The sequence below is a fragment of the Mycobacterium sp. genome (assembly GCF_032161845.1).
Classification (GTDB): Bacteria; Actinomycetota; Actinomycetes; order Mycobacteriales; family Mycobacteriaceae; genus Mycobacterium.
This window is the reverse complement of record NZ_JAVRQA010000426.1, coordinates 1-25,504: the sequence shown is the minus strand read 5'-3', so window position 1 is coordinate 25,504 and position 25,504 is coordinate 1. Positions and strand designations below refer to the sequence as shown.

At 66.0% G+C, this 25,504-nt stretch carries 24 protein-coding genes; 6 read left to right on the top strand and 18 right to left on the bottom strand.

What is annotated here, in order from left to right:
• Positions 1-1,525: phosphoenolpyruvate synthase (ppsA, locus tag QOD90_RS23350; RefSeq protein WP_526353530.1), on the bottom strand; the 1,525-nt coding region annotated here is incomplete at its 3' end.
• Positions 1,526-1,744: 219 nt separating this feature from the next.
• On the opposite strand from ppsA, the gene gap reads away from it, so the two are divergent.
• On the top strand, positions 1,745-2,761 hold the full coding sequence (gap, locus tag QOD90_RS23345; RefSeq protein WP_526353528.1) for a type I glyceraldehyde-3-phosphate dehydrogenase: 1,017 nt from the start codon (positions 1,745-1,747) through the stop codon (positions 2,759-2,761).
• Here gap and QOD90_RS23340 read toward each other — a convergent pair.
• Complete coding sequence (locus tag QOD90_RS23340) at positions 2,751-3,782, bottom strand: 1-phosphofructokinase family hexose kinase (protein WP_526353526.1); 1,032 nt, start codon at positions 3,780-3,782, stop codon at positions 2,751-2,753. The two genes, gap and QOD90_RS23340, sit on opposite strands and share 11 nt — an antisense overlap.
• Positions 3,783-3,967: 185 nt before the next feature.
• On the opposite strand from QOD90_RS23340, the gene QOD90_RS23335 reads away from it, so the two are divergent.
• Positions 3,968-5,359 carry a WS/DGAT/MGAT family O-acyltransferase gene (locus QOD90_RS23335; RefSeq protein ID WP_526353524.1) on the top strand — a complete coding sequence of 464 codons (1,392 nt, stop codon included), beginning with the start codon at positions 3,968-3,970 and terminating at the stop codon, positions 5,357-5,359.
• A 28-nt stretch (positions 5,360-5,387) separates the two neighbouring features.
• Here QOD90_RS23335 and QOD90_RS23330 read toward each other — a convergent pair whose 3' ends face one another.
• The 7 genes from QOD90_RS23330 to arcD form a co-directional block, all read right to left on the bottom strand.
• Positions 5,388-5,756: an STAS/SEC14 domain-containing protein gene (locus QOD90_RS23330; RefSeq protein WP_526353522.1), complete on the bottom strand. Its 369-nt coding sequence runs from the start codon at positions 5,754-5,756 to the stop codon at positions 5,388-5,390.
• 96 nt (positions 5,757-5,852) lie between these two features.
• Positions 5,853-7,481, bottom strand: coding sequence for a SulP family inorganic anion transporter (locus tag QOD90_RS23325; RefSeq protein WP_526353535.1), 1,629 nt, complete (start codon positions 7,479-7,481; stop codon positions 5,853-5,855).
• A 20-nt stretch (positions 7,482-7,501) separates the two neighbouring features.
• Positions 7,502-7,879 carry an ArsR/SmtB family transcription factor gene (locus tag QOD90_RS23320; protein WP_526353520.1) on the bottom strand — a complete coding sequence of 126 codons (378 nt, stop codon included), beginning with the start codon at positions 7,877-7,879 and terminating at the stop codon, positions 7,502-7,504.
• A 39-nt stretch (positions 7,880-7,918) separates the two neighbouring features.
• Positions 7,919-8,869 (bottom strand): carbamate kinase, encoded by a 951-nt coding sequence (gene arcC, locus QOD90_RS23315; RefSeq protein ID WP_526353518.1) that lies wholly within the window; start codon positions 8,867-8,869, stop codon positions 7,919-7,921.
• Between the two features lie 5 nt (positions 8,870-8,874).
• A complete protein-coding gene (locus tag QOD90_RS23310) occupies positions 8,875-9,879 on the bottom strand; it encodes an ornithine carbamoyltransferase (protein ID WP_526353516.1) in 1,005 nt (334 codons plus the stop codon).
• 32 nt (positions 9,880-9,911) lie between these two features.
• The gene (locus QOD90_RS23305) at positions 9,912-11,171 is read right to left on the bottom strand and encodes an arginine deiminase (RefSeq protein WP_526353514.1); all 1,260 of its coding nucleotides are present in this window, start codon (positions 11,169-11,171) and stop codon (positions 9,912-9,914) included.
• On the bottom strand, positions 11,168-12,646 hold the full coding sequence (gene arcD, locus QOD90_RS23300; protein WP_526353512.1) for an arginine-ornithine antiporter: 1,479 nt from the start codon (positions 12,644-12,646) through the stop codon (positions 11,168-11,170). The genes QOD90_RS23305 and arcD overlap by 4 nt, the downstream gene beginning before the upstream one ends.
• 381 nt (positions 12,647-13,027) lie before the next feature.
• Between arcD and QOD90_RS23295 the strand changes: the two genes are divergently transcribed.
• Complete coding sequence (locus QOD90_RS23295; RefSeq protein WP_526353511.1) at positions 13,028-14,251, top strand: globin domain-containing protein; 1,224 nt, start codon at positions 13,028-13,030, stop codon at positions 14,249-14,251.
• Positions 14,252-14,315: 64 nt separating this feature from the next.
• Here the strand turns inward: QOD90_RS23295 and QOD90_RS23290 are convergent, their stop codons facing one another.
• The 7 genes from QOD90_RS23290 to QOD90_RS23260 form a co-directional block, all read right to left on the bottom strand.
• Complete coding sequence (locus QOD90_RS23290) at positions 14,316-15,338, bottom strand: zinc-binding alcohol dehydrogenase family protein (RefSeq protein ID WP_526353509.1); 1,023 nt, start codon at positions 15,336-15,338, stop codon at positions 14,316-14,318.
• 260 nt (positions 15,339-15,598) lie between these two features.
• The gene (locus tag QOD90_RS23285; protein ID WP_526353507.1) at positions 15,599-16,267 is read right to left on the bottom strand and encodes a BON domain-containing protein; all 669 of its coding nucleotides are present in this window, start codon (positions 16,265-16,267) and stop codon (positions 15,599-15,601) included.
• A 4-nt stretch (positions 16,268-16,271) separates the two neighbouring features.
• Complete coding sequence (locus tag QOD90_RS23280) at positions 16,272-16,949, bottom strand: SRPBCC family protein (RefSeq protein WP_526353533.1); 678 nt, start codon at positions 16,947-16,949, stop codon at positions 16,272-16,274.
• Between the two features lie 71 nt (positions 16,950-17,020).
• The gene (locus tag QOD90_RS23275) at positions 17,021-18,022 is read right to left on the bottom strand and encodes an Acg family FMN-binding oxidoreductase (RefSeq protein WP_526353505.1); all 1,002 of its coding nucleotides are present in this window, start codon (positions 18,020-18,022) and stop codon (positions 17,021-17,023) included.
• A 285-nt stretch (positions 18,023-18,307) separates the two neighbouring features.
• Positions 18,308-19,033 (bottom strand): adenosylcobinamide-GDP ribazoletransferase, encoded by a 726-nt coding sequence (locus QOD90_RS23270; protein WP_526353503.1) that lies wholly within the window; start codon positions 19,031-19,033, stop codon positions 18,308-18,310.
• A complete protein-coding gene (locus QOD90_RS23265; protein ID WP_526353502.1) occupies positions 19,030-19,587 on the bottom strand; it encodes a bifunctional adenosylcobinamide kinase/adenosylcobinamide-phosphate guanylyltransferase in 558 nt (185 codons plus the stop codon). The genes QOD90_RS23270 and QOD90_RS23265 overlap by 4 nt, the downstream gene beginning before the upstream one ends.
• Before the next feature lie 6 nt (positions 19,588-19,593).
• Positions 19,594-20,268 (bottom strand): DUF3043 domain-containing protein, encoded by a 675-nt coding sequence (locus QOD90_RS23260; protein WP_526353500.1) that lies wholly within the window; start codon positions 20,266-20,268, stop codon positions 19,594-19,596.
• A gap of 84 nt (positions 20,269-20,352) precedes the next feature.
• Between QOD90_RS23260 and QOD90_RS23255 the strand changes: the two genes are divergently transcribed.
• Entirely contained in the window at positions 20,353-21,432 is a 1,080-nt protein-coding gene (locus tag QOD90_RS23255; protein ID WP_526353498.1) for a glycerate kinase, read from the top strand.
• A gap of 57 nt (positions 21,433-21,489) precedes the next feature.
• The gene (locus QOD90_RS23250) at positions 21,490-21,855 is read left to right on the top strand and encodes a HesB/IscA family protein (RefSeq protein ID WP_526353496.1); all 366 of its coding nucleotides are present in this window, start codon (positions 21,490-21,492) and stop codon (positions 21,853-21,855) included.
• 24 nt (positions 21,856-21,879) lie between these two features.
• Here QOD90_RS23250 and QOD90_RS23245 read toward each other — a convergent pair whose 3' ends face one another.
• Positions 21,880-22,533 carry an Rv0361 family membrane protein gene (locus tag QOD90_RS23245; RefSeq protein WP_526353494.1) on the bottom strand — a complete coding sequence of 218 codons (654 nt, stop codon included), beginning with the start codon at positions 22,531-22,533 and terminating at the stop codon, positions 21,880-21,882.
• Between the two features lie 76 nt (positions 22,534-22,609).
• On the opposite strand from QOD90_RS23245, the gene QOD90_RS23240 reads away from it, so the two are divergent.
• Positions 22,610-23,584 (top strand): carbohydrate kinase family protein, encoded by a 975-nt coding sequence (locus tag QOD90_RS23240; protein ID WP_526353492.1) that lies wholly within the window; start codon positions 22,610-22,612, stop codon positions 23,582-23,584.
• Position 23,585: 1 nt separating this feature from the next.
• Here the strand turns inward: QOD90_RS23240 and asnB are convergent, their stop codons facing one another.
• On the bottom strand, positions 23,586-25,475 hold the full coding sequence (gene asnB / locus QOD90_RS23235; RefSeq protein ID WP_526353532.1) for an asparagine synthase (glutamine-hydrolyzing): 1,890 nt from the start codon (positions 25,473-25,475) through the stop codon (positions 23,586-23,588).
• Positions 25,476-25,504 lie beyond the last annotated feature (29 nt).

Genomic DNA, 25,504 nt, shown 5'->3' with positions numbered 1-25,504 from the left:
CAAGTCCGACACCGTCGTTGGGCAGAAACGACGTCTTGAACGCCAGGTCGGGGTTCCCTAGGTTGAGCATGATCTGGGTCCGCGGCCGCGGCAAGTCACCCACCTCGGTGCGGTCCACGTGGAACTTCATCGGGCCCTCGTACACGTGACCCGAGTCGCCCTCGGCGCACGACACCGTCACCACGGCGCCGTCGGGGACGCACGTGGTGGCATCGCCGGTCCCCACCACTGCTGGGATGCCGAGTTCGCGGGCAATGATCGCTGCGTGACAGGTGCGCCCCCCGCGGTTGGTCACGATCGCTGCAGCGGTCTTCATGACCGGCTCCCAGTCGGGTGTCGTGGTGTCGGCGACGAGTACCTGGCCCGGTCTGAATTCCGCCAGCTGCGTGAGGTTTTCGATGCGCTTCACCGCACCCGAGGCGATCCGCTCGCCGACCGAGCGGCCTTCGGCGAGGATCTCGCTCCGACCTTCGAGCACATAGGTCTCGAGCGCCGTCACGCTGTGCTGGGAGGCCACCGTCTCGGGGCGTGCCTGGACGATGTAGAGCTTTTCGTCGACGCCGTCCTTGGCCCACTCCATGTCCATCGGCCTGCCGTAGTGCTGCTCGATGGTGCACGCGTAGCCGGCCAGTTCCAGAACGTCGGAATCGGTGAGGCAGAAGCGGGCGCGATCGGCCTTCGGGGTGGGGATGTTTCGCGTCGTGTTCTTGGTCTCGCCGTCGACGAGGATCATCTTCACGGCCTTGTCACCGAGGAGGCGACGCAACACCGCACGGTGGCCGGCGAGGTAGGTGGGCTTGTGGACGTAGAACTCATCGGGGTCGACGGCGCCCTGAACCACGTTCTCGCCGAGCCCGTAGGCGCCCGTCACGAAGACGGTGTCGCGAAAGCCCGACTCGGTGTCGAGTGAGAACATCACGCCGGAGGAAGCGATGTCGGAGCGCACCATCTTCATCACGCCGATCGACAGCGAAACCTTGAAGTGATCGAAGCCCTGATCGATCCGGTAATGGATCGCGCGATCGGTGAAAAGGCTTGCGAAACAACGACGACAGGTATCGAGCAGGCTCTCCTCGCCCTTGATGTTGAGATAGGAATCCTGCTGTCCTGCGAAGCTCGCCGTCGGGAGATCCTCGGCGGTCGCCGAGCTCCGGACGGCAAGGCTCACTTCATCGCCGTACTCCTGCTGCAGCGCGCGGTAGCCGTCCAGAATCGCGGAGGTCAGGTCGTTGGGGAGGCCTGCGCCGTAGACGATCTCCCGGGCTGCCTTGGCCTTTCGCGCCAGCGCGGCGACGTCGTCGGGGTCGAGATCGTCGAGTTCGGCGTGTAGGCGCCCCCAGGCACCTGCCTCGTCCAACATGTGGCGGTAGGCCGCGGCGGTGATGGCGAACCCGTGTGGGACGCGGATGCCCTTTCCGGACAGCTTCTGGAACATCTCGCCGAGGGAGGCGTTCTTTCCGCCGACGAGAGGCACGTCGTCGATGCCGAAGTCCTCGAAGAATCGGACGTACTGAGACGTACCCATGACCTGTCCTCTCGTGGTCGTGGGCGTACCAGCTGCGTACTGCTCCACAGCTGCCAACCTCCCATGACGACACGTGAGGAGACAGGGCCGAAGGTCACTCGAATGGGAGCCCAATGAGCGGAGGGACCTCGTGCCCTACTGCTCGACGGCGCGGGTGGTCAGACTTCTGGTGGTAGACGACCGATGCGGTAGTCGCACCGAAGCTCTTGAGGAGACGACATGGTGATCCGGGTTGGCGTGAACGGCTTTGGCCGGGTCGGCCGAAACTTCTTCCGCGCGGTAGAGGTACAACAGGCCGCGGGTGCCACCGACGTCGAGATCGTGGCGGTGAACGACCTCACCGACAACAGAACTCTGGCGCACTTGCTCAAGTACGACTCGGTGCTCGGACGCCTTCCGTACGACGTGTCCGTCGATGGCGACGACCTCGTGGTGGGCGCGCGGCGGATCAAGGCGTGGTCGATCACCGACGGCCCGGCGGCGCTGCCGTGGGGCGACCTCGGTGTCGACGTGGTCATCGAGTCGACCGGTCGGTTCACCGCCGCAGAGCAGGCCCGCGGTCATCTACACGGCGGCGCGAAGAAGGTTGTGGTTTCGGCGAAGTCGACGGGGGCGGACCTTACGGTCGTCATGGGTGTCAACCACCGCGACTACGACGGTTCGCAGACCGTCGTCTCGAACGCGTCCTGCACGACCAACTGCCTGGCGCCGATGGCCAAGGTGCTCGACGACGTGTTCGGCATCGAGCGCGGCTTGATGACCACCATCCACGCGTACACCCCCGACCAGAACCTGCAGGACGGTCCGCACCGGGACCTTCGCAGGGCACGTGCGGCGGCGATCAACGTAGTGCCCACGTCCACCGGCGCGGCGAAGGCGATCAGCCTGGTGCTACCGCAGCTCGAGGGTCGCCTCGACGGGTACGCGTTGCGCGTGCCGGTACCCACGGGTTCGGCTACCGACCTCACCGCCATCGTCCGGGAACCAGCCACGGCCGAGGCCGTCAACGCCGCGTTCTACGCCGCCGCAGACGGGGAGCTCAAGGGCTACCTCACGTACACAGAGGATCCCATCGTTTCGTCCGATATCGTGACCGACCCCTCGTCGTGCATCTTCGACTCCGGACTCACCAAGGTAACGGGCAATCTGGTGAAGATCGTCGGCTGGTACGACAACGAGTGGGGTTACGCCCACCGGCTCGTCGACCTGACCGATCTCGTCGCGTCTACGCTGTAGGACTTCTGAACCGTTGTCGCCGTAAGCGGTTCGCGGCACCCGTCGCCAGCTCGATCGGTTCCGGAGTGCAGTCGAACAACTGCTCGACGTCGGCACGCGTGCAGCTCGCCGTTCCCGGTGTCATCAACATGGCCGCGCCCGCGGCGATGCCAAGTCGGATCGACTTTTGGAGCGGCCAGCCGCCACCGAGCCCGACGGTGATCCCCGCAACCATCGCATCGCCTGCCCCGACACCGCTGCCCGGAGGTACCGTGACCGCCGGATAGCGCTGAGCGCCTTTGGCGGTGACGAGCAGGGCGCCCTGGGAACCCAGCGACACCAGGACGTTGCGCGCGCACCCACGCGCGATGAGTTCTCGAGCGGCCGCCACCTGTTCCGCTTCGTCGCGTAACTCGCGTCCGACGCATTCACGTAGCTCACGGACGCTGGGTTTGAGTAGGAACACCTTGCTGCCCACGAGGTGGCGCAAACCGCTGCCGGAGGTATCGAGGATCAGACGGGTGTCCAGTTCCGCGCACACGTCGGCGATGCGGTTGTAGAAATCCGGTGAGACATCGGGCGGCAGGCTGCCGCTAGCGACCACGTAGTCGGCCGACGCCGCAAGTGCGCGGAGCTGATTCAGGCACTCCTCCTGCTCAGCAGGACTGAGGGCGGGCCCGGGCAGCACGAACCGGTACTGCCGCTCCGTGCGGCACTCGTTGACGGTGAAGCTCTCTCGCGTCGCCTCGGCGATGCGGATCCGCTGCAGTGGCAGGCCTGCGGCATCGAGCATCTCGGTGACGAGGTCGCCGCTGGCGCCGCCCGCCGGAAACATCGCCACCACCGCAGCGCCGAGCGCATGCGCGACTCGAGCGACGTTGATCCCGCCGCCGCCGGGATCGTAGCGCGCTGCGTCGCAACGGATCTTGTCGGTGGGCATGACAACGTCGGTGCTGGTGGCGATGTCGAGTGCCGGATTCATCGTCACCGTGACGATCGATGTCGGGCGTGAGTTGTCGATGTCGGGCGTTGGTGGCGTCACGACGATCACCCGCTTTCGGTTCAGCTGTGACGCTAGGGACCAGATCGGCCGACGTTAATGGCCGTAAGTCCCTCGGGGGCTGCCGTTGGACCCGAGTCACACCGACAGTCCCTGCGGCCTTGGGCACACCGGTTGAGGACTTGCGGCCCTGTCGTCTCGACAGCCATGGAGCGCATAGTCGCCGCATGGACCACCTCACGACCCTGGACGCCAGTTTTCTGCAAGCCGAGGATTCCGACCCCCATGTGAGTCTGGCGGTGGGAGGCGTGTCGATCATGAGCGGACCACCTCCTGACTACGGGGATGTGGTGACGGCGTTCGCCGAACGGGCACAGGGCATTCCACGCTGCACCCAGGTGCTGCGCACGCATTCGTTCGACCTCGGCTCACCCGAATGGGTGGACGATCCCAACTTCGACATCGAACATCACCTCCATCATGTCGCGTTGCCGAAACCTGGCGATGACGCCGAGCTGTTCGCGACGATCGCCACGATCATGGAGCGACGGCTGGACCGCGAGCGTCCGCTGTGGGAATGCTGGATCATCGAAGGGCTCGCCGACGATCGGTGGGCGCTGTTGATGAAGATCCACCACTGCATCGCCGACGGCATTGCCACTACGCAGATGCTGGCCAAGCTCAGCGATGGCGGCGCAGGTGAGACGTTCGCGACTACGATCCGCGCCCAGGAATCCGGTAGCTCGGTCTTCGGCCTGCTGCGGCCAAGGCTGAATCCGCTGAACTGGATCACCGATGTCTGGCGAGCGACGCTCGCCGCCACCAGCGCCGTCGAGCACGCGGTGGTGGGTGCCGCCGAACTGGCGGCCGGTGTGCTGGCACCGCCCCCGGAGTCATCGCTGAACGGACCCATCGCGACGATGCGTCGCTACAGTGCCGCCCGGGTGGACATCGCCGTGATGAAGCAGGTGTGCCGTGACTTCGACGTAAGCCTCAACGACGTCGCGCTGGCGGCGATCACCAACAGCTACCGCGCCATGTTGATCGAACGCGGCGAGACGCCGGGCCACGATGCGTTGCGCACGCTGGTTCCCGTGTCCATGCGTTCGGTCGACGACTTGGACGTGACCGACAACAGGGTGTCGGCCATGTTGCCGTTGTTGCCGGTCGACGAACCCGACCCGGTCAGGCAGTTGGAGATCGTGCACGAACGGTTGACCCTGGCCAAGGGAAGCGGGCAACGGGAAGGCGGCAACGCCGTCTTCTCGGCTGCCAGGAGCATCCCTTTTGCGTTCTCGGCGTGGACTATTCGACTTCTGACCCGGCTTCCCCAACGATCGGTGACCGCCTTGGCCACCAACGTGCCTGGGCCCCGCGAGCAGCAGCGGCTGATGGGCCGGGACGTGCTGGAGGTGCTGCCCGTACCTCCGATCGCGCTTCACTTGCGCACCGGGATCGCGATGCTCAGCTACGCCGACCGGTTCTGCTTCGGAATCATCGCCGACTACGACAGCGCACCAGACGTCGATGCTCTCGCCAGGGGGATCGAGGACGCGGTGCGGGGCCTGTCGGTTCTCGGCGGATCACGACGAACGCCGTCGGTAACGCGGGCGGAGTGAATCTAGGCGTGGGACGAAAGTCCTACGCCTAGCCGGCAGCCCACTCCGTGGCCCGATCGAGCTCGTCGAGGCCGAACACGGCGAGCTCGCCGGGGACCATCCAGGCCAGCGCATGCAGCGTGTGAACCACCCACGGCTTGTCGGACACGATCGCAATGCGTTTGAAGGCCGAATGATGTCGGAGAAGACCACCGAAGCCCAGCCTCAGATCCTCAACCAGCCCGCCGGGCCCGAATCCCTCGTAGTCGGACGCGATGACCTCGACGATCCTGATCTCATCGGTATGGACCAGCGCCTCCATGGTCGGCTTGAACTCGCGCAGGTCGTCACCATCGAGCCGACCCGACACGCGAATCCCGGTGACTCCCTGTGGCATGCCTGGCAGTACTTCGATCATCGAATACTCCTGTCCCGTCAAGGATGCGCTCGCAAGGAGTCCGCGAGTAGGGTCTTTCGGCCCAACGCGAACCATCCCCTGGCGACCAGGCCCAAGCTAGGTGGCTGCGGTGTGCGAACGTGCATGCACGATGGCCTCGTCCAACGAGTCCATCAGGTGGTTCTCGTGGCGCAGCGAATCGAACACGCCAACGTTGGCGAGCAGATTCATGTGCTCGGGCTGAACGCCCTTGATGATCACCGTGATGCCACGGGCTTCGAGTTCGGTGGTGATCTCGGCCAGGGTGTGCGCCCCGGTGGCATCGAGCATGCCCATCTGGGACATCCGGATGATCACGACGGTGACGTGCGGGTGCTCGGAGTCGATGATCGCGGTCGAAATGCGCTCGGCCACACCAAAGAACATCGCACCATCGAGGCGCAGCAGGGCGATCTGCTCGTCGCCCGGCCGGCGCGGTCCCGGCAGTTCCTCGCGGACCACACTGCTCCGGCGCGCCACCCCGCGCAGCGCGAACAGGGCCGCGACGACGATGCCGATCTCGACGGCCTCGATGAGGTCGAAACAAATGGTGACGGTGGCGGTCACGATGAATGTCAGAGCGTCCGAGCGTGTCGAACGCATGATCTGTCGCACCGTCGAAGCGGAGATCATCCGGAACGAGGTCACCATCAACACACCTGCCAACGCCGACAACGGGATCGCCGACACCGGTCCGGTCGCCAGGTACACCACTGCCAGCAGCACTAGCGAATGCACGATCGCCGAAATCCGGGTCCGGGCGCCGGCGCGCACGTTCACCGCGGTGCGCGCGATCGCACCGGTGGCCGGCATGCCTCCGAACATGCCGGATGCGACCGACGCGAGACCTTGGCCGACCAGTTCGCGGTCGGGGTCGTACGGACCGGTCGGGGACATCGTTGCCGCTACCCGGGCCGAGAGTAGAGATTCGATGGCGGAGAGCGCCGCAATCGCGATGGCGGCGCCCACCAGAGCGCGCAGGGCGGCGAGGTTGGCCGTGGGTAGCACGGGCCCTGGCAAATGTGAGGGCAGTTCGCCGATCGTCGCCACGGTGATGCCAAATGCCATGACCAGCAGAGTCGCGGCGACTACCGCGAGCAGCGATGCCGGGATCGCGCGGTGGAGCCGCGGCAGACCGATCATCGCGACGGCGACGAAGGCAACCACGCCAACGGTTCTCGCGGACGACGACCACTCGCCGCTCTCGACGACGTGAGCGACCACGCCATAGGCCGCGGGCAGGGTTCGCTGCCCGGCCGGGGCGGGCGCACCGAATGCCGCGGGGACCTGCTGCAGGAAGATGATCGCCGCAATACCCAACGTAAATCCCTCGATCACCGGCCACGGTATGAACGTCACCGCACGGCCAAGCCCAGTGATGCCCGACACGATCACGATGATCCCGGCCAGCACGGTGACCACCGCGATACTGCCCAGCCCGTGTTGCGCGACGATGGGGGCGAGTACGACCGCCATCGCCCCGGTAGGCCCCGAAACCTGAACGTGCGAGCCGCCGAACACGGCGGCCACCAACCCGGCGACGATGGCGGTTACCAGCCCGGCCGCCGCGCCCACTCCCGAGCTGATGCCGAACGCCAATGCGAGGGGCAGGGCGATCACGCCGACGGTGACCCCGGCCAGGATGTCGCGACGCCACGACCGCCCGAGCTCGGAGTAGTCGCCTCGGCGCGGAAGCAGGCGACCGATTCCGGTCACTACCGCGCTGATCATCCGGCGGGGCCCAGCGGCGGCAGCGTCTTCAACGCCGCCAGCTGATCCTTATGGGCGACAAGGGTATCGGCGAGAAAGGTACGGGCGATCACTAGCAGCTCGGAGATCTTCGGATGAGACAGCTCGTAGAACACCGCATTGCCGACGCGTCGGCCACTGACCACGTGGTGGCGCTTGAGCACGGCGAGGTGCTGCGACAGCAGAGTCGGTTCGATCTCCGTGGCGGCCAAGATCTCACTGACCGACGTGGGGCGGGTGCTCGCGGACAGGATCTCCAACACCCGGATTCGGGCGGGATGGGCCAGTGCCTTGAACAGATTCGCCTTGATCTCGTACAGCGGTGACGAGGTACTGCTAGGAGACCGGTTGGGCATTGGGTACCACCGCCACGGATTGATGGATTGAACGATATCTCAAGCGACGGTATCTCGATCGCTGTCCGGCGTGCAAGTTGGCGTCGGAAGTCGCACCCGCGTACCTGCTCCGCCTTCGACGATTTCGGTGATCTGGGCGAGGGACCCGATGACGGCTTCGTTCCCGGTGTTGCGCGCAAAGTCGCATGCGGCCTGAACTTTCGGGCCCATCGAACCTGCGGGTAGATCCAGGCCGGCAAGTTCGGCGGGAGTGACCCGGCCAAGCTTCGTCTGCTCCGGTTTTCCCCAGTCGGTGTAGACGCCGTCGACGTCGGTGGCGATGACCAACAGGTCGGCCTCGAGCTGTTGGGCCAGCAGCGCCGAGGCAAGATCCTTGTCGATGACGGCCTCGACGCCGTGGAGCTTGCCGCCGTCGTCGTACATCGTCGGGATGCCGCCACCGCCGGCGCAGATCACGATGGTGCCGTGCTCGACGAGGTTCCGTATCGCCCCGATCTCGAAGATCCGCTTGGGTTTCGGGCTCGCGACGACGCGGCGGAACTTGTCTCCGTCGGGCGCGATCGTCCAGCCGCCTTCTGCCTCCAACCGCTCAGCGGTCTCGCGTTCGTAGACCGGCCCGATCGGCTTGGTGGGGTTGCCGAATGCCGGGTCGTCGGGGTCCACCTCGATCATCGTCAATATGGTGGCCAGTGACTGTTCGGCGGGTAGCAGATTGCCGAGCTCCTGCTCGATGACGTAGCCGATCATTGCCTCGGTCTGGGCACCCAGCACGTCGAGGGGATATGGCGCCACGTCATGGTATGCCGCTGCCTGCAGCGCGAGCAACCCCACCTGCGGGCCGTTGCCGTGGGCGACGACGATCTCGTTACCGTGGGCGATCGCGGCGATGCACTCGGCAGCCACCCGAACGTTGGCCCGCTGGTTCTCGGCCGTCATGGGCTGACCCCGCCGCAGAATGGCGTTGCCGCCCAACGCAATCACGATCCGCACGGAGGTCAGCCCAACGCGGCCACTAGGACCGCCTTGATGGTGTGCATCCGATTCTCGGCCTGTTCGAAGGCGATGTTCGCCGGGCTCTCGAAGACGTCCTCGGTGACCTCGACCCCGTTGGCCAGGTGCGGGTATCGTGCGGCGATCTGCGCGCCGACCTCGGTCTCGGAGTTGTGATACGCAGGCAGGCAGTGCATGAACTTCACCCGCGGGTTGCCTACCGCGGCCAGGAGTTCGGAGTTGACCTGGAAGGGGAGCATGAGATTGACCCGGTCAGTCCATGTTTCCATGGGCTCTCCCATCGACACCCATACGTCGGTGTAGACGAAGTCCACGCCACTCACGGCCTTCACCGGATCGTCGGTGACGGTGATCCGGGCCCCCGACGCCGCGGCGAAGTCGTGACACATCGCGAGATGGTCTTCGGCGGGCCAAAGCTCCTGTGGGGCACCGATCCGCACGTCCATGCCGAGTTTGGCGGCGACGAGCAGCAGTGAGTTGGCCACGTTGTTGCGGCCGTCGCCGACGAAGGCGAAGGAGATGTCGGTCAGCGGTTTGGCGCAGTGCTCGGTCATCGTCAGTACGTCGGCGAGCATCTGCGTGGGGTGGAACTCGTCGGTGAGTCCGTTGAACACCGGCACCCCGGCATACTCCGCGAGTTCCTCGACGATCTCCTGACCGGCGCCGCGGTACTCGATCGCGTCGTACATCCGGCCGAGCACCCGGGCGGTGTCCTTCATCGACTCCTTGTGCCCGATCTGTGAGGACGCGGGGTCGATGAAGGTGACGTGGGCCCCCTCGTCGTACGCCGCGACCTCGAACGCGCAGCGCGTCCGCGTGGAACTCTTCTCGAAGATCAGCGCGATGTTCTTGCCCACCAGCCGCGGCTGAGCGACACCGGAGTACTTCGCGTGCTTGAGATCTCGGGACAGTTGAAGCAGGTAGTGCAGGTCTCTGTCGGTGTGATGGACGAGGCTGAGCAGGCTGCGGTTGCGGTTGTTGAACGCCATGGCCAAGTTTCCTTCGGGATCGGGGATCGGTATCAGGTGTACAGCGGGTCCCGCTGGATCGGGCACGTCATGCAGCGGCCGCCACCACGACCACGGCCCAGCTCGCTGGCGTCGATGGTGACCACCTCCACGCCCGCCTTGCGCAACGCCGTGTTGGTCAGGGTGTTGCGGTCGTAGCCGATGACGACACCCGGCTCGAGGGCGACGACGTTGTTGCCGTCGTCCCACTGCTCGCGCTGGATGCCGTAGACGTCCCCGGCGGTGGTGACGACCCGGAATTTCACCCCGACCGCATCGCCGATCGTCTCGATCAGGCCCTTCGGTTCGCGGCGAACGTCCAAGCCGGATGGCGAGGAGTCATCGGGCCGCAGGCTGATCGGCACGATCCCGTCGACGACAGGGGCGTACGCCGTCACCAGATCCCGGTCACAGAAGGTGAATACCGTATCCAGGTGCATGGCGGAACGAGTCTTCGGGAGCCTGGCGATGATCACCCGTTCGGCTGCGCCCGCGGCGAACAGGTTGCGTGCCACCTGCGTGATCGCCTGGTGAGATGACCGTTCGCCCATGCCGATCACGACCAGTCCCTTGCCGATCGGCATCACGTCGCCGCCCTCGAGGGTCGCCAGCCCGTGGTCGGCGGGAAGTCCGTCTACGTCGCCCAGCCACACGTCGTACTTCTCGTCGGCGAAGGCGGGGTGGAACTTGTAGACGGCGGTGGTGAGCAGCGTCTCCTGGCGTCGCGCCGGCCAATACATCGGGTTCAGCGTGACGCCTCCGAAGATCCATGCGGAGTTGTCCCGCATGAACTGCGTGTTGGGCAGCGGCCGGATGACGAACCCGGCCGGGTCCAGCGAGTTGAACAGCGACAGGAAGCTGCTGTCCACCTCGTCGACCACGTCCTGGTAGGCGACGCCGCCGATGAGGAACTCCGCCAACCGATCCGGCGATTGCTCGATGAGCCAGGCCCGTATCTCGTGGGTCAGCCCCGGTCCGACCAGATCGTCGGTCACCTCGTGATCCAACAGCCAGTCCCTGGCGTCGGGTTTCGCGACGACGTCGGCGAGCAGATCCTGAAGCTCGAGAACTTCGACGCCGCGGTCGACCATCTTGGCGACGAAGTCGAAGTGGTCGCGGCGGGCCTGCTGCAGCCAGATGACGTCGTCGAAGAGCAGTTCGTGACAATTGTCCGGGGTGAGGCGTTGATGGGCCAGACCCGGCGCGCAGACCAGAACCCGCCGCAGCCGGCCGGCCTCGGACCAGACGCCGAGCCTGGATTCGGTGGTGCTCACAGCACGGCCAGGTTGCCGGTGGACATCATCACGACGGCCAGGGCCGAGGTCAGCGCCACGACGGCGAACACGACGAATTCGGGTTTGGTGAACGCAGGCAGACGGCTTTCCCTACGCGCCCACAGGTAGAGCGCGGTGCCTACGAGGTAGAACATCGCCGCTACCAACAGGTACTGCCAACCTCCCGCGTAGACCAGCCACACCGCATAGCCCAGAGCGACGACGCCGATGAGGAGATCACGGGCGCGGCCATGGCCCGCTTCGTACGTCTCGCCGCGGACCGCCAACAACACCTGGTACGCCGCAGACCACAAGTAGGGCAACAGGATCAGCGACGTCGCCAGATAGACCAGGTTGGTGTAGGTGCTCGCGTTGGCGAGCGTCCACAGCAGCAGGGCTTGGACGCACAGGTTGGTCAGCCACAGCGCGTTGGCCGGTGCGCCGTGGGCGTTTTCGCGTGCCAACGCCTTGGGCATCACGTGTTCCAGCGCGGGCAGGCGAAGGATCTCGACGCACAGCATCACCCAGGCAATCAGGGCACCGAGCAGCGAGATGACCAGTCCCATCGAGATGAACGCGGCGCCCCAGCTGCCAACTTCGTTCTCTAACACTCCTGCCATCGACGGATCGGGCATTCCGGCGAGTTTCGCCTGAGCCATCAGGCCATAGGACAGCAGGTTGACCATGAGCAGCAGCGCCAGCACTCCGACGAAGCCGAGCACCGTGGCCCGGCCGACGTCCCTGCGCTTGGCGGCGCGTTGGGAGTAGACGGACGCGCCCTCGATGCCGATGAACACCCACACGGTGACCAGCATCATGTTCTTGACTTGCGTCATCGTGTCCCCGAGCGGGGCTCCGTCGATCTGCGTTGCCTTGCCCCAGAAATCAGCTGAGAACAGTCCGGCCTTGAAACCTACTGCGGCGATCGCGACGAACACCAGGATCGGGACCACCTTCGCGACGGTCACCACGACGTTGACCAAGGCCGCGGTCTGCACACCGCGAAGGGTCATGGCGTGCACGATCCACAGCACGACCGATGCGCCGATGATCGCGGGAACGGTTGCGCCGCCCTCGAATCCGGGGAAGAAGTAGCCCAGCGTCGAGAACAGCAGGACGAGATAGGCGACGTTGCCGACCCAGGCCGACACCCAGTAGCCGAATGCCGACGTGAACCCGATGTAGTTTCCGAAACCGGCGCGGGCATAACCGTAGACACCGCCGTCGACGTCGGGTTTGCGGCTGGCCAGGGTCTGAAAGACGAACGCCAGGGTCAGCATGCCGACACCGGTGATGGCCCAGCCGATGAGCAGGGGCCCTGGAGCGGCACTCGCGGCCATCTGCGAGGGCAGTGCGAAGATGCCGCTGCCGATCATCGACCCGACGACGATGGCAGTCAGGGCGGCCATGCTCAGTCCGGTCCTGGCCCGTGTCGGCCGGGTGTCCGGCGGCGGGGAAACAAGTGTGTCGGACATCGTCGTCCTTCCAGAGGTGTGGCGCAGCGAGGTCGCCCCGCACAGCTGACGCTAACGACCCCGCACCGCCCCGCTGAGGAGGCTTTGGTCCTCAATCGTGACCGCGTAAGTCCCCACCGCGCTGACGGTTCACCTGTGCTCAACGAGAGGACGTTCGACCCTTCCGAACTCACCGCCGGTGATGGAGAGTGCTGAGCCCATCCCGGGGTCGCAACCTCGAAAGGCGTCGGTGGGTTTCGTCGCCGACTTTGGGACGTCCAAGGGTCCAATTCATCTCGACCGGGGGCCAATGGCCCTGGCCGGCTATGGCGATGTCGTCCAGAGTCGAGGCTGAAGCCGGGGCAGAAGCACGGCAAGAATTGAATCGATGGGAGCTCGAGAATGTTGTCGGCACACTCCAAAGAGGTCATCGCGGCCACCCTTCCGGCCGTCGGCGCGGCGATCGACGAGATCACCTCGCTGTTCTACCGGAAGTTGTTCGCGGCGCACCCCGAACTCGAGCGCGACCTGTTCAACCGCGGCAATCAGAAGCAGGGTGAACAGCAGAAGGCCCTCGCCGGCGCCGTCGCTGGATTCGCGATTCTGCAGCTGGATCCCGATCCCGAGCGCGGACGGCAGCTCTTGGGACGGATCGCGCACAAGCATGCCTCGCTGGGAGTGACTGCGGATCAATACGAGATCGTGCACACGCACCTGTTCGAAGCAATCGTCGATGTGCTCGGTGATGCGGTGACTCCCGACGTCGCGGCCGCGTGGGATGAGCTCTACTGGCTGATGGCAGAGACGTTGATCGCGCTGGAGAAGGAGCTGTATACCGACGTGGGTGTCACGGCCGGGGACGTGTGGCGCCGCGTCGTCGTCCGCGAGCGTCGCAACGAGACGGCTGACTCGGTCTCGTTCACCGTGACTTCGGCTGACGGTACCCGCCTTCCCGGATTCGTTCCTGGCCAGTATGTTTCGGTGGGTGTTCACCTTGCGGACGGTGCTCGACAGATTCGCCAGTACAGCCTGTGCTCCGCAACATCGGCGGGGGACTGGAAGGTCACCGTCAAGCGGATCGACGCCCAGCTTGCCTCGGACGGCTCGGTCGTGCCTACAGGCGAGGTGTCGAACTTTCTCTACGAGAACGTGTTCGAGGGCGACGTGCTCGACGTCACGACACCGTTCGGTGACGTCGTGCTGCCCGACGACGATGCCCCGTTGTTGCTGATCTCCGCAGGGATCGGCTGCACACCCGTCATGGGCATGCTGAGCCATCTCGTCGCGACCGGCGACCAGCGACGAATCGCGGTGCTGCACGCGGACCGTTCTGCTAGCGCCCACGCTCATCGCGAACACCTCAATGAGTTGGTCGCGGCACTGCCGAATGCCGTGATGCACCGCTGGTATGAAGACATGGGCGTTCGGCAATCGACCGCCGAAATCCGTTCCGGACGGGTCGATCTCGACGACATCGACATCGCCGCGGACACTCAGGTGTACCTGTGCGGTCCGCTACCGTTCATGCACGGCATCCGTGCGGCTTTGCTCGCGAAGGGCGTGCCAGGGGCCCGCATCCACTACGAGATCTTCGGTCCCGACACCTGGGCGCCAGTGGCTGCGTGAGCATGCCGTTCGCCGCCAGCGCCAGACCAGCGCGTCACGATGCCCGGGTGAGCCAGATGCGCCGCTACTCGGGATCGTTGTAAAGGACCGCGGCGCCGTCGAAGCGACCCGCCTTCAGGTCCGCGAGTGCTTGCTGTCCTTGAGCAAGCGGGTACCGGTGAGTGGTCACTCGTAGGTGGTGGTCGGCAGCGAAGCGGAGGAAGGCTTCGCCGTCTGCACGGGTGTTGGCGGTGACGCTACGGATCTCCCTCTCGTAGAACAATTCTCGTTCATAACTCAGAACCGGAACGTCGCTGAGGTGAATGCCGGCGATGGACAGAATGCCGCCACGATCCAGAGCGCGCATGGCGACGGGCACCAGGTCGCCTACCGGCGCGAACAAGATTGCGGCATCCAGTGATGTCGGCGGCGCGCCATACGCGTCGGTCGCCGACGCTGCACCGAGCTCGAGGGCCAGTCGTTGGGCCTGGGCGTCACGGGTCATCACGTGTACGGTCGCGCCTTGCGCGATTGCGACTTGTGCGGTCAGATGCGCGCTTCCGCCGAAGCCGTAGATGCCGAGGCGTCCGCCTCGGGGTAGCTCCGCACGTTGCAGCGCCCGGTAGCCGATGATGCCTGCACACAACAGTGGAGCCAGCTCGGCATCGTCGTATCCCAAAGGCAAGCCGTAGGCGAATGCAGAGGGGGCCGTCGCGTATTCGGCATATCCGCCATTGTCATCCCAGCCGGTGAACAGCGAGTTCGGGCAGAGATTCTCTGCGCCTCGCCGACAGAAGCGGCACTTCCCGCAAGTCTCGCGAAGCCACGGCACACCCACCCGGTCGCCGACCGAATGGGTCGACACGTCCGATCCGACTTCGACGACGGTTCCGACGATCTCGTGGCCAGGGGTGACCTGGGGGCGGTGTACCTCCAGATCGCCCTCGCACACGTGCAGATCGGTTCGGCACACCCCGCACGCGCTTACCCGAATGAGCAACTCGCTCGCTCCGGGTTGCGGGACCGGTTTTCGCACGTAGCTCAACGGATGGGAGTCGATGGGTCCCGGCTCGCGAACCACCCATGCGTTCATCGTGTTTGGCACCATGGCTGTCCTCCGGCTACATCGTTGCACGTTGGGACGGCCGACCGCCCTTCACCTCTGAGAGAGCAAAGGTGACCGAGATGGTAAATGCGGACACGCTTCTGCTCCAGGGATATTCGGAGGTCGCGCCGCCGCGTCCTCTCCGTCGCTTCGCCACGCGCGCACCATCACGTCGGGAGTGATGACTGGCGTAAATCAAGGCTAGGAGCCGCCTCCCGGCGGGGCCGCAGACGATTGGCCTCGTCGCCGGTGCCGAAGGTCAATCAGGGTTTGACGACGATGTGGTTGTAGACCTCACTCACGTGAGGCGACGACCACGCGGCGAGGTCTGCTTGTCGCCGCTCGGCCCATGACGGCACCGTGCCCGAGAGGGTGACCTTGTCACCGGCCGCCGTGACCTTGATGGTGTCTTCCTCAAGCTGCGCGTTGCGGATGATCGCTCTCTCGATGCCGTCGGCAGTGTCCAACGCAGGCACTCGAGCGGTCAAAGTGATTCGATTGTCCACCGAGGAGATCCCTCTCAGGAAATGAACCGAACGCGTGGCCGCCCTCCGTTGGAAGTCCCACTCCACGCAACCCGTGAGGGTCACGGCATGGCCGTCGATCTCGGCTTTGACGCCATCGGGGACGTTGGTGGCGGACCTCAGCGCGTGATTAACCTCCTGGCCGATGTCGTCCTGGCTGGCCGAGGAGGCAGAGTCGGAATGCACGGTCACGCCATTGACGACGGCCGTCACGTCGCGGACGCGCAGTGCGGCGTTGTTGGCCGCGGAACGTTCGGCATAGGTGTCGACCTCGCCTGACAGTGAGACGACACCGCCGGTGACCGCCACTCCGATACCAGCTGGATCGACCTCGGGTGTCCATTCGAGTTCGCCTTCGACCGCTGCTTGGATCTGCCGGTCGGTGCGGGTGGTTGATGCGACACTCATCGTTCTACTCCTTGCCTCGATTGCCCGGAATGACGAAGGGCGCAGTCCGTTTGAGTGTCGTCGGCATCCCCGGCCGCAGTGCGTGATCGGGTACGTCATGGGCGCGCCTGCGGATTCCCCGCAGCATGCCACGCGTCATCAACGCGTTGACGGGACTGGCAATCTCGGTGAGGAACACCTCGCCGGGATGGCGCAGCCCGACGCGCGTACGGACGAGGAGTCGGCACCGGTCGTCCAAGGCGCGAGTCAGGTGAAAGGACCACACCGTGTCCCAAGGCACTCCCGGCGGCACTCCTCGCAGCACGATCGCGCGCTCGTCGATGACTTCGGCCACCGCCAGCGTCACACCTTCGCGAAATCCCAACCATCCTCTAGGGGCCAGACGCATGACGTCGCCAGCGGCGAGGTGCTGCCATTCCGGATGAATCCGGTCGGCGTTCCGATGGCGTAGTCCGACCGAATTCTCCAGCAGCTCATAGCCGTACAGTCCGCCGCGGTCTTGACCCATCTGCACCAGCCATGGCCACACCGCGGTCGCGGAGCGCTCGATCCACACCGCTTCGGTGGTCTGAAGTACCGGTTGGCCCATCAGCTCGTCGCCGGGAAGGCGTGCCCGGGACTCTTCCTTGGTCGTGCCCCAATTGCGGAAGTACTTGCGGGAACCGTAAAGGAGGAGCGCCAATCCGGTGGCACACGTCGCCTGGAGAGCTCCGTGACGGTCACTCGCCAGGTCGGTCCAGCGCGCTCGCGCAGTCAACGCGACACCTCGGCGACCAACGGCTTCCACACGAGCACGTCGTGCAGCGGTCGCCGCGGCGTAGGCGGCGGGAAGTCGTCGAGTGCGGGTGCCACACCGACACGGATCAGCACCTGGGGCAAAGGGTGTCCCGTCAGATTGCCGACGATGTCGCTGCTGGCCCCGAGCTCGGTCATGTGGGTCAGGGGGCAGGTCGCCATTCCGGCCATCGTGGCTTCGAGGAGTGCCACCGACAGCGCTTCTCCGCACGTCAGTATGTCCCGGCGGGTATCACCGAGCGCTGACAAAACCAGAACCTTCGACCTGTCCTCCGTTACCTGCGAACGTCGTTCGCGATGGTGGGTCACCGGAAAATTGCGGCCGATGTCGACGCGGTCGCTCTCGGCCGCCGTCACGAGGGAGCTGTCCGGGATGCCGTCCTGCGTCTCGAATGGCCCTGTCCACCATGCTAGTTCGGCGTGATACGGCGAGTCATACAGACGCAACGCGTCGGTCAGCTGAGATGCCGCTGCAAGTTGGGGGCGGGCATCATCGGACAGTACGTCCAGTACGGCAAGCTCGTCATCGACTGCTCGGCGCAACAGTGGCTCGAAGTGGTGCCAGTCGGCAGGAGCTGCGAAGGGGAGGCGGTCGGTGCGCCGATTGAGGATTGCGTCGGCCCGACGGCGGTGTCCGTCGGTGACGAACGCCATTGCGACGAAGTCGATCGACGCCAGATGTGTGTGGTCATTCGGGTTCGGGAAGTAGTCGACGTTGGCCACCCAGCCCGCCGCCGCCATCGCCACCCTGAGATGGTCGAGTACCGCCCCGCAGCTGATGAGTGCCTGACGGCCCGAGGAATCAGTGTCGACGAGACGATCACGATCCAGGTGCAGCTGCAGAACTCCCGCGCCCTCACCGACGAATCGCCACGGTTGGCTGTTGTGGAATGACGGCGCGCGGCTGGCAAGGTGCACCGCGTCGGCGATGACACCGTTCGACACCACTGTCTTCGGCATGATGATTCCTTCCTGTGTCTAAGGCGAACTATGGTGCCCGTGCGCAGCGGCCGCCAGAGTCCTTTGGCACCAGCGACTGACGACCTCTGGCGCGTGAACGGAGCCTCAGGACCGCTACCGCCGGACCGTTGGAGGCGCGACGATCGCTCCATGGACTTCAGGACTGGCCGCGACAGCTTGCGGAGCCGGCGCCGGCGTCCTCAGGCCTCCCGAGATCCACCAAACTCATACGGGCATGGTTGTTCTTGGTTGCGACCTGGCCGAAGGCACTGAACGGCCGACCGTTCAGCGAACGGCCAGACCGAGTGCCGCGATGGTCGTGGTCAGCTCGACGCACGCGCCGAGGACGTCGCCCGTGATGCCGCCAAACCGTCGGACGCAGTGCGCCACCAGTGCCGCGGTGATCGAGAGCGCCACGATGACGGCGATGGGTCCCTGCCACGGACGGCTGGTGGCCATGGTCGCGACGGCCACCAGGGCGACGACCCATGCGGCGGCCACCCACCACCGCTGGGTGCCCGCGACCAACGACGCCAGGGTGCTACCGGGCGCCGCGGGGACCGACCGGCGGCAGGCCAACACCACCGCCACCCGACCTGCCGTCACCGCAACCACGATCGCGACCGGGTCGAGCATCGTGAACGTCAGTCCCTGCACCACGATGGTCACGGCGATCGCGGCGACGCCAAAGGGGCCAGCGGGCCCGTCGCGCATCACGGCCAGCGCCCGTTCCGGTGGTCCGTAGCAGCCGAGTCCGTCCACCGTGTCGGCGAAGCCGTCGACGTGCAGGCCGCGGGTCGCCAGCAGCAGAACCGCCACGACGGCCATCCCCGTCAGCGGATTGCCGTGGCCGAATGCCTGCGCAGCGACCCATGCTGCTGCGGCTGCGACCCCGCCGAGCACTAGACCGACCACGGGAAGCGCGGTAAGGGCGCCGCCGCCGAAGGGACGACGGGTGCGCACGGGCAGCACGGTGGCAAAGGCGAAAGCCGATGCGAGAGAGCCGATCACGGCGTGTGGTCGGACACGTTCGCCTTGACCGTCAGCGGCTGCCCGGCGATCACCAGCACCACGCGGTCGCACACCGCCGCGAGGCGTTGGTTGAGCGCGCCCAACGCGTCGGCGAACCGGCGACCGGACTCGGTCGCAGGGACGACCGTCAGCCCGACTTCCGGACTGACCAACGCCAGCGGTCCGCGGAATGCGCCGACCGCGTCGACGAGGTCGGCGACGTCCACTTCCAAGTCGCTCGTCACCGGGCCGCCGGTCCACGCACCGCGGCGGTCCATGGCGGCGACGAGCCAGCCGCCCATGTCGTCCACGAGAGTCGCGGTGTCGTGATCTGAACGCAATTGAGCTGCCACATCGGTGCTTTCGACCGTCGACCACTGGTCGGGTCGGCGTTGCCGGTGGATCGCGACCCGGCTCGCCCACTCGGGTTCATCGGAGGTGGCGCCGGTTGCCACGTACCGGACGAGTCCATTGGGGCCGGCTGCCTGGGCGATCGCCGTTTCCGCCCATTGCGACTTGCCGGATCGGATGCCGCCGAGCGCGACGACGCGCAACTGGGTTCAGCCGATCTTGGTGCCGCGCTCGACCTGTGGGCGGGGTGCCCGCATGCGACGCAGCTGAGATGCGCGGCTGGCGGCGTAGAAGCCCAACTTCCAGCCGCTCTCGGTGTTGTCGGGGAACTTGGCGTCGACGGCCTTGTTGACGCGCCGGGCGACCAAGAATCCATCGGTCACCATGACCACGACCAGTCCGAGCATGACGAACTGCACGTAGTACTGAATCTGGACCGACGGGAGCGACAGCATCACGAAGACCAGGGCGAGCGCGGCAGGCATGAACAGCCCGAGCAGGTTGCGGCGCGCGTCGACGACGTCGCGGGCGAAACGGCGCAGAGGACCCTTGTCGCGAGGCAGTAGATAGGAGTCGTCGCCCGCCATCATCTTCTCGCGGCGATCGGCCAACTCGGCACGGCGCGTGACCTTGTCGGCCTTGCGCTCTTCCTTGGTCAATGTCTGCTTGGCGGCCTTCTTGCGCTTGCGTGCCTCGGCCGCCGTCATCGGCGCCTTGGCCACCGGGCCACGGCTGCGGGTCTGATTGCGCTTGGGCGTTGGCCGACCCTTCGGGGCGGTGACGCGGGCGCGGGCCTCCTGGTCGTCGTCGGACAACCCGTCGACGGAGGAGCCGTCGCTCTCCTCGGGTGGGGGAGTGTCCTTCTTACGACCTAGCAGATTCACGTCTCCCAGGTTACTTCCGTTGCCGTCTCGCCCAACATGCACCTCCGACATGCAACCCGGCCAAAGCCCACTTACCCTCCACCAATGACGGTCCACGGGCTACGCGTGCTGATCGCTCCCGACTGTTACGGCGATAGCCTCACCGCGGTGCAGGCGGCAGAGGCCATCGCCACCGGCTGGCGGCGCAGCAGACCTGAGGACCAGCTGATACTCGCGCCGCAGTCCGATGGCGGCCCAGGGTTCGTCGACGTGCTGGCGAGTCGGTTCGGTGGTCGCCGCTCGGCGGTGGTCAGCGGCCCGTTGACCGACGACGTCACCGCCGACTGGGTCTTGGACGCGGCGTCGGGGACCGCCTACGTCGAATGCGCGCAGGCGTGCGGATTGGCCCTGCTCGGCGGTCCACCCACCGTGCACACCGCCGTCGAGGCGCACAGCAGGGGAGTCGGCCAACTCATCGATGCCGCGCTGGCGGCCGGTGCCGTACGCCTGGTCGTCGGGCTGGGCGGTAGCGCCTGCACCGACGGCGGCCGCGGCATGGTCGAGGCGCTTGGCGGGCTCGAAGCCGCCGTCGCGCGGATGGACGGTGTCGATCTGATCGCTGCCACCGACGTCGAGCATCCTCTGCTCGGCTCGCGGGGCGCGGCACACGTGTTCGGGCCTCAGAAGGGCGCCGACCCCGCCACCGTCGAGATGCTCGAAAGCCGATTGACCGAGTGGGCCGCCGATCTCGAGGCGGCCGCGGGCCGCGACGTCCGCAGCGAGCCCGGCGCAGGGGCCGCCGGCGGCCTCGGTGCGGCGCTGATGGCGCTGGGTGGCCGCCGCGAATCGGGTGCCGCCGTCATTGCCGAGCACACGGGCCTGGCAGATGACGTCGCGGCGGCCGATCTGATCATCACCGGCGAGGGCCGATTCGACGACCAGTCGCTGCACGGCAAGGTGGTCAGCGCCCTGGCCGCGGGAGCCCGCGACACCCCGGTCCTGGTACTTGCGGGCCAGGTCACGCTCGGCGAGAGCGCCCTTGACTCGGCGGGCATCGCCGCTGCCCACTCGATTGCGGACTACGCAGGCTCGGTCCACATCGCGATCGAGGACGCCGAGCGGCAGCTCACGGGACTCGCGGAGCAGACGTCCGCGCGCTGGGCAACCGACAAGAGTCGGGAATAGTGGCCCGGCAAGGTACCGTTGACGTATCCGACGCATGACAATGCACAGGGAGAAGGAATGACTATTCAGGACGAGTCGACCACGACTACCACCGCCGCTCATGGCGCCATCCTCACCGACGCTGCCTCAGCCAAGGCAAAGTCGCTGCTGGATCAGGAGGGCCGCGACGACCTGAAGCTACGCATCGCCGTCCAGCCCGGCGGCTGTGCAGGTCTGCGCTACGAGCTCGCGTTCGACGATCGGTCGCTCGATGGTGACCTGAACGTGGATTTCAGCGGTGTCACGCTGACCGTCGACCGGATGAGCGCCCCGTACCTCCAAGGCGCCACGATCGACTTCGTAGACAGCATCGAGAAGACCGGCTTCACGATCGACAACCCGAACGCCGGCGGCTCCTGCGCCTGCGGCGACTCGTTCAACTGAGTCGTCTTCGCCGCTGAATACCGGCTAGAACTGGCCGGTATTCCGCGGCAGATACGAGCAGACCAGGATTTTCTGGTCCTGGATGAGCAGCTGGGCGATGCCTTGGCGCTCGACCTCACCCTGATTGCGTCCCGCTGGCGTGGCTCGCATCGTGAAGAGCACCTGCGACTGAACCGGTGACCATGTCACGATCTTGTCTATGGTCGAAACCCTGGCATTGCCGTATTGCCTGCGGAATGCGTCGCTGGTGAGATTTGCGAGCGTCATGTCCGACCGCCGGTCGGTGACCGCGTCGAAGAATCCGCACGAATTGTTGCGCGCCACGGTTTCGTCGTCGCCGTTGGCCAGCGCGTCCAGATACCCCTGAATGGCGGTCGTTGCCGAGGCATTGGTCACTGCGGCGGACCCGTCCCCGCCGCCGCGGGCAGCCAGCACGATCACTGTCACGACGGCGGCAACAAGTCCGATGACCAGCAATCCGACACCGATGACCAGGAAACGCCTCCGACGGGGGGGCCTCGGATAGTCCACCGGCGGCGGCAATGTGCCCGGATATGCCGACGGCACCTGCCCCGGATGGGGAAACGGGCCTGGCGGCCGCATTCCGGCGTTCGGAAACGGCTGCTGTGGCAGTGATTCCGGGTGCGGGGACTCGGGGTATGGAATTGGGCCAGCCATGACGTTGTTAGGCTAGCGCACCGACCCGCGAGCTAGTCTTAGCTAGACGGTTTAACCAAATGAAGGGGAACAATTCGTGACCATTGTGGTGACCGGATCCATTGCGACCGACCATCTGATGAAGTTCCCCGGCAAGTTCTCCGAACAGTTGCTGGCCGACCACCTGCAGAAGGTGTCGCTGAGCTTCCTCGTGGACGATCTCGTCATCCACCGCGGCGGCGTCGCGGGGAACATGGCGTTTGCCATCGGCGTGCTCGGCGGGGACGTCGCACTCGTCGGCGCGGCGGGCAAGGACTTCGAGGAGTACCGAAGCTGGCTCGGTGACCACGGCGTCGACTGTGAGAGTGTCCTGATCTCCGAGTCCGCCTATACCGCGCGGTTCGTCTGCACCACCGACGAAGACATGGCGCAGATCGCGTCGTTCTACCCGGGTGCCATGTCGGAGTCCCGCAACATCAAGCTCGCCGACGTCGTATCGCGCACGGACGCAATCGATTTGGTCATCGTCGGCGCCAACGATCCCGATGCGATGTTCCTGCACACCGAGGAGTGTCGCGCGCTCGGGCTCGCCTTCGCGGCGGATCCGTCCCAGCAGCTGGCGCGGCTGTCGGGGGAGGAGATCCGCAAGCTCATCGACGGTGCCACCTATCTCTTCACCAACGACTACGAGTGGGATCTGCTGCTGCAGAAGTCGGGTTGGACCGAAGCCGAGGTGATGAGCCAGATCGGCCTGCGGGTCACGACGTTGGGTCCCAAGGGCGTCGACCTGGTGTCGGCCGACGGCTCAGTGGTCCACGTCGACGTCGTGCCCGAAACCCATCAGGCCGACCCCACGGGCATCGGCGACGCGTTCCGCGCCGGCTTCCTGACGGGTCGCTCCGCCGGGCTGAGCCTGGAACGTTCGGCGCAATTGGCCTCACTGGTGGCCGTCCTGGTGTTGGAGGCGACCGGGCCACAGGAGTGGACGTGGGATCGCGATGCCGCGGTCAAGCGACTGTCGGATGCCTACGGCGAAGAGGCCGGGGCCGAAATCGCCGCCGCGTTGGCCTGACCTACAGCTGGACGGGATACGTCGGTTCACTGATCTTGGGCACCACGCTGCGCTCGACGAAGATCGCGTGCCACAACATGAAGATCAGCACGGTCCACAACCGGCGACTGTGATCGGCTGCGCCGTTGCGGTGTTCGTCGAGCATGCGTCGCACCCCGTCGAGGTCGATCAGCTCGCCGGTTTGTGACGCAGCGACCGTCGCATGGGCCCAGTCGAGCAGCTCGCCGGAGCGCAGCCAGTGCCGGATCGGCACCGGGAAGCCCAGCTTGGCGCGGTTGAGAACGTGCGCAGGCACGATCGGTTCGAGCGCCCGACGAAGCGCGTACTTCGTGGTGGCCCTGGTGATCTTCTGATCGAACGGGAGTCGGGACGCAACCGCGAACACCTCGGGGTCCAGGAAAGGCACGCGCAATTCCAGCGAGTTCGCCATCGTCATCTTGTCGGCCTTGACCAGGATGTCGCCGCGCAACCAGGTAAACAGGTCGACGTGTTGCATGCGGGCCACCGGGTCCCAGCCGTCGGACTCGGCGTACAGGGCAGCGGTCACATCGGTGTGCGTCCACTCCTGACGGAAGCCGGGCAGTACTGCCCGCAGCTGGGCGTCGGAGAAACTCCTGGCGTTCCCGTAGTACCGCTCCGTCAGCGTCAACGAACCGCGATGCAGCAGGCTCTTGCCACGCATGCCCTCGGGCAGCGGCCGCGACGCCTTGCCGAGGGAGCGGCGCAGCGGGCCGGGAACGTAGTCGAATGCCTTGAGCGACAAGGGCTCCCGGTAGATCGTGTATCCGCCGAACAGCTCGTCGGCACCCTCGCCCGACAGCACCACCTTGACGTGTTTGCGCGCCTCGCGGGCGATGAAGAACAGTGGCACCAGGGCGGGATCTGCCACCGGTTCGTCCAGGTACCAGACGATCTCGGGCAGCGCCTCGACGAACTCCGCCTGGCTGACGACCTTGGTCACGTGGCGCGCGCCGATCGCCTCGGCCGAGGCAACCGCCACGTCGACCTCCGAGAATCCCTCGCGTTCGAAGCCGGTGGTGAAGGTGATCAAGCGGGGGTTGTGCCGCATCGCCAACGCCGCGATCGCCGTCGAGTCGATGCCGCCCGACAGGAAGGCACCCACCGTGACGTCGGCGCGCATGTGCTTGGCGACCGAATCCTCCAGCACTGCGGTGATCTCGTCGTAGCGGCTCTGTTCGGCCCCTTCGATGAACGGGACCGCGTTGAACCGTGGCACGAAGTATCGCGTGACCTCGGGTGCGCCGCCCGGCCGAATGCGGGCATAGCTGCCAGATTCCAGCCGGCGTATGCCGCGGTGCAGGGTTTCCGGCTCAGGCACGTACTGCAGCACCGTGTAGTGCTGCACGGCGCGTTCGTCGATGCTTAGGTCGATGCCCGCCACCGGAGCGAGGTCGAGCAGGCTCTTCTTCTCACTGCCGACGACGGTGCCGCCCGCGCCGGTCGCCATGAACATCGGCTTGATGCCGAACGGGTCGCGCGCACAGAACAACTCCCGCTCCTTCGCGTCCCACAGGGCGAAGGCGAACATGCCACGGAGTCGGCGGAGGGCTTCGGTGCCCCAGTGGTGGTACGCGGCGATGATCGCCTCGCCGTCCCCGTCCGTGGCGAACACGGCACCATGGCGCGCCGACAACTCCTCCCGCAATTCGAGATAGTTGTAGATCTCACCGTTGAAGACCAGCTGGTAGCGGTCCGGCTCATCGGGCGGACCCCAACTCAGCGGCTGATGGCTGTGGGCGATGTCGATGATGGACAGCCGGTTGAAGCCCAGCACCACGGTGGGGTCGGTGTCGTCGTCAGCCCAGGTCCCTGGCTCGTCTGGGCCGCGGTGACGCATGAGATGAGCGGCTCCGAAGACCGCGTCCGCCAGCTCGGGGGACGGGTCGGCGGACGGGTCGC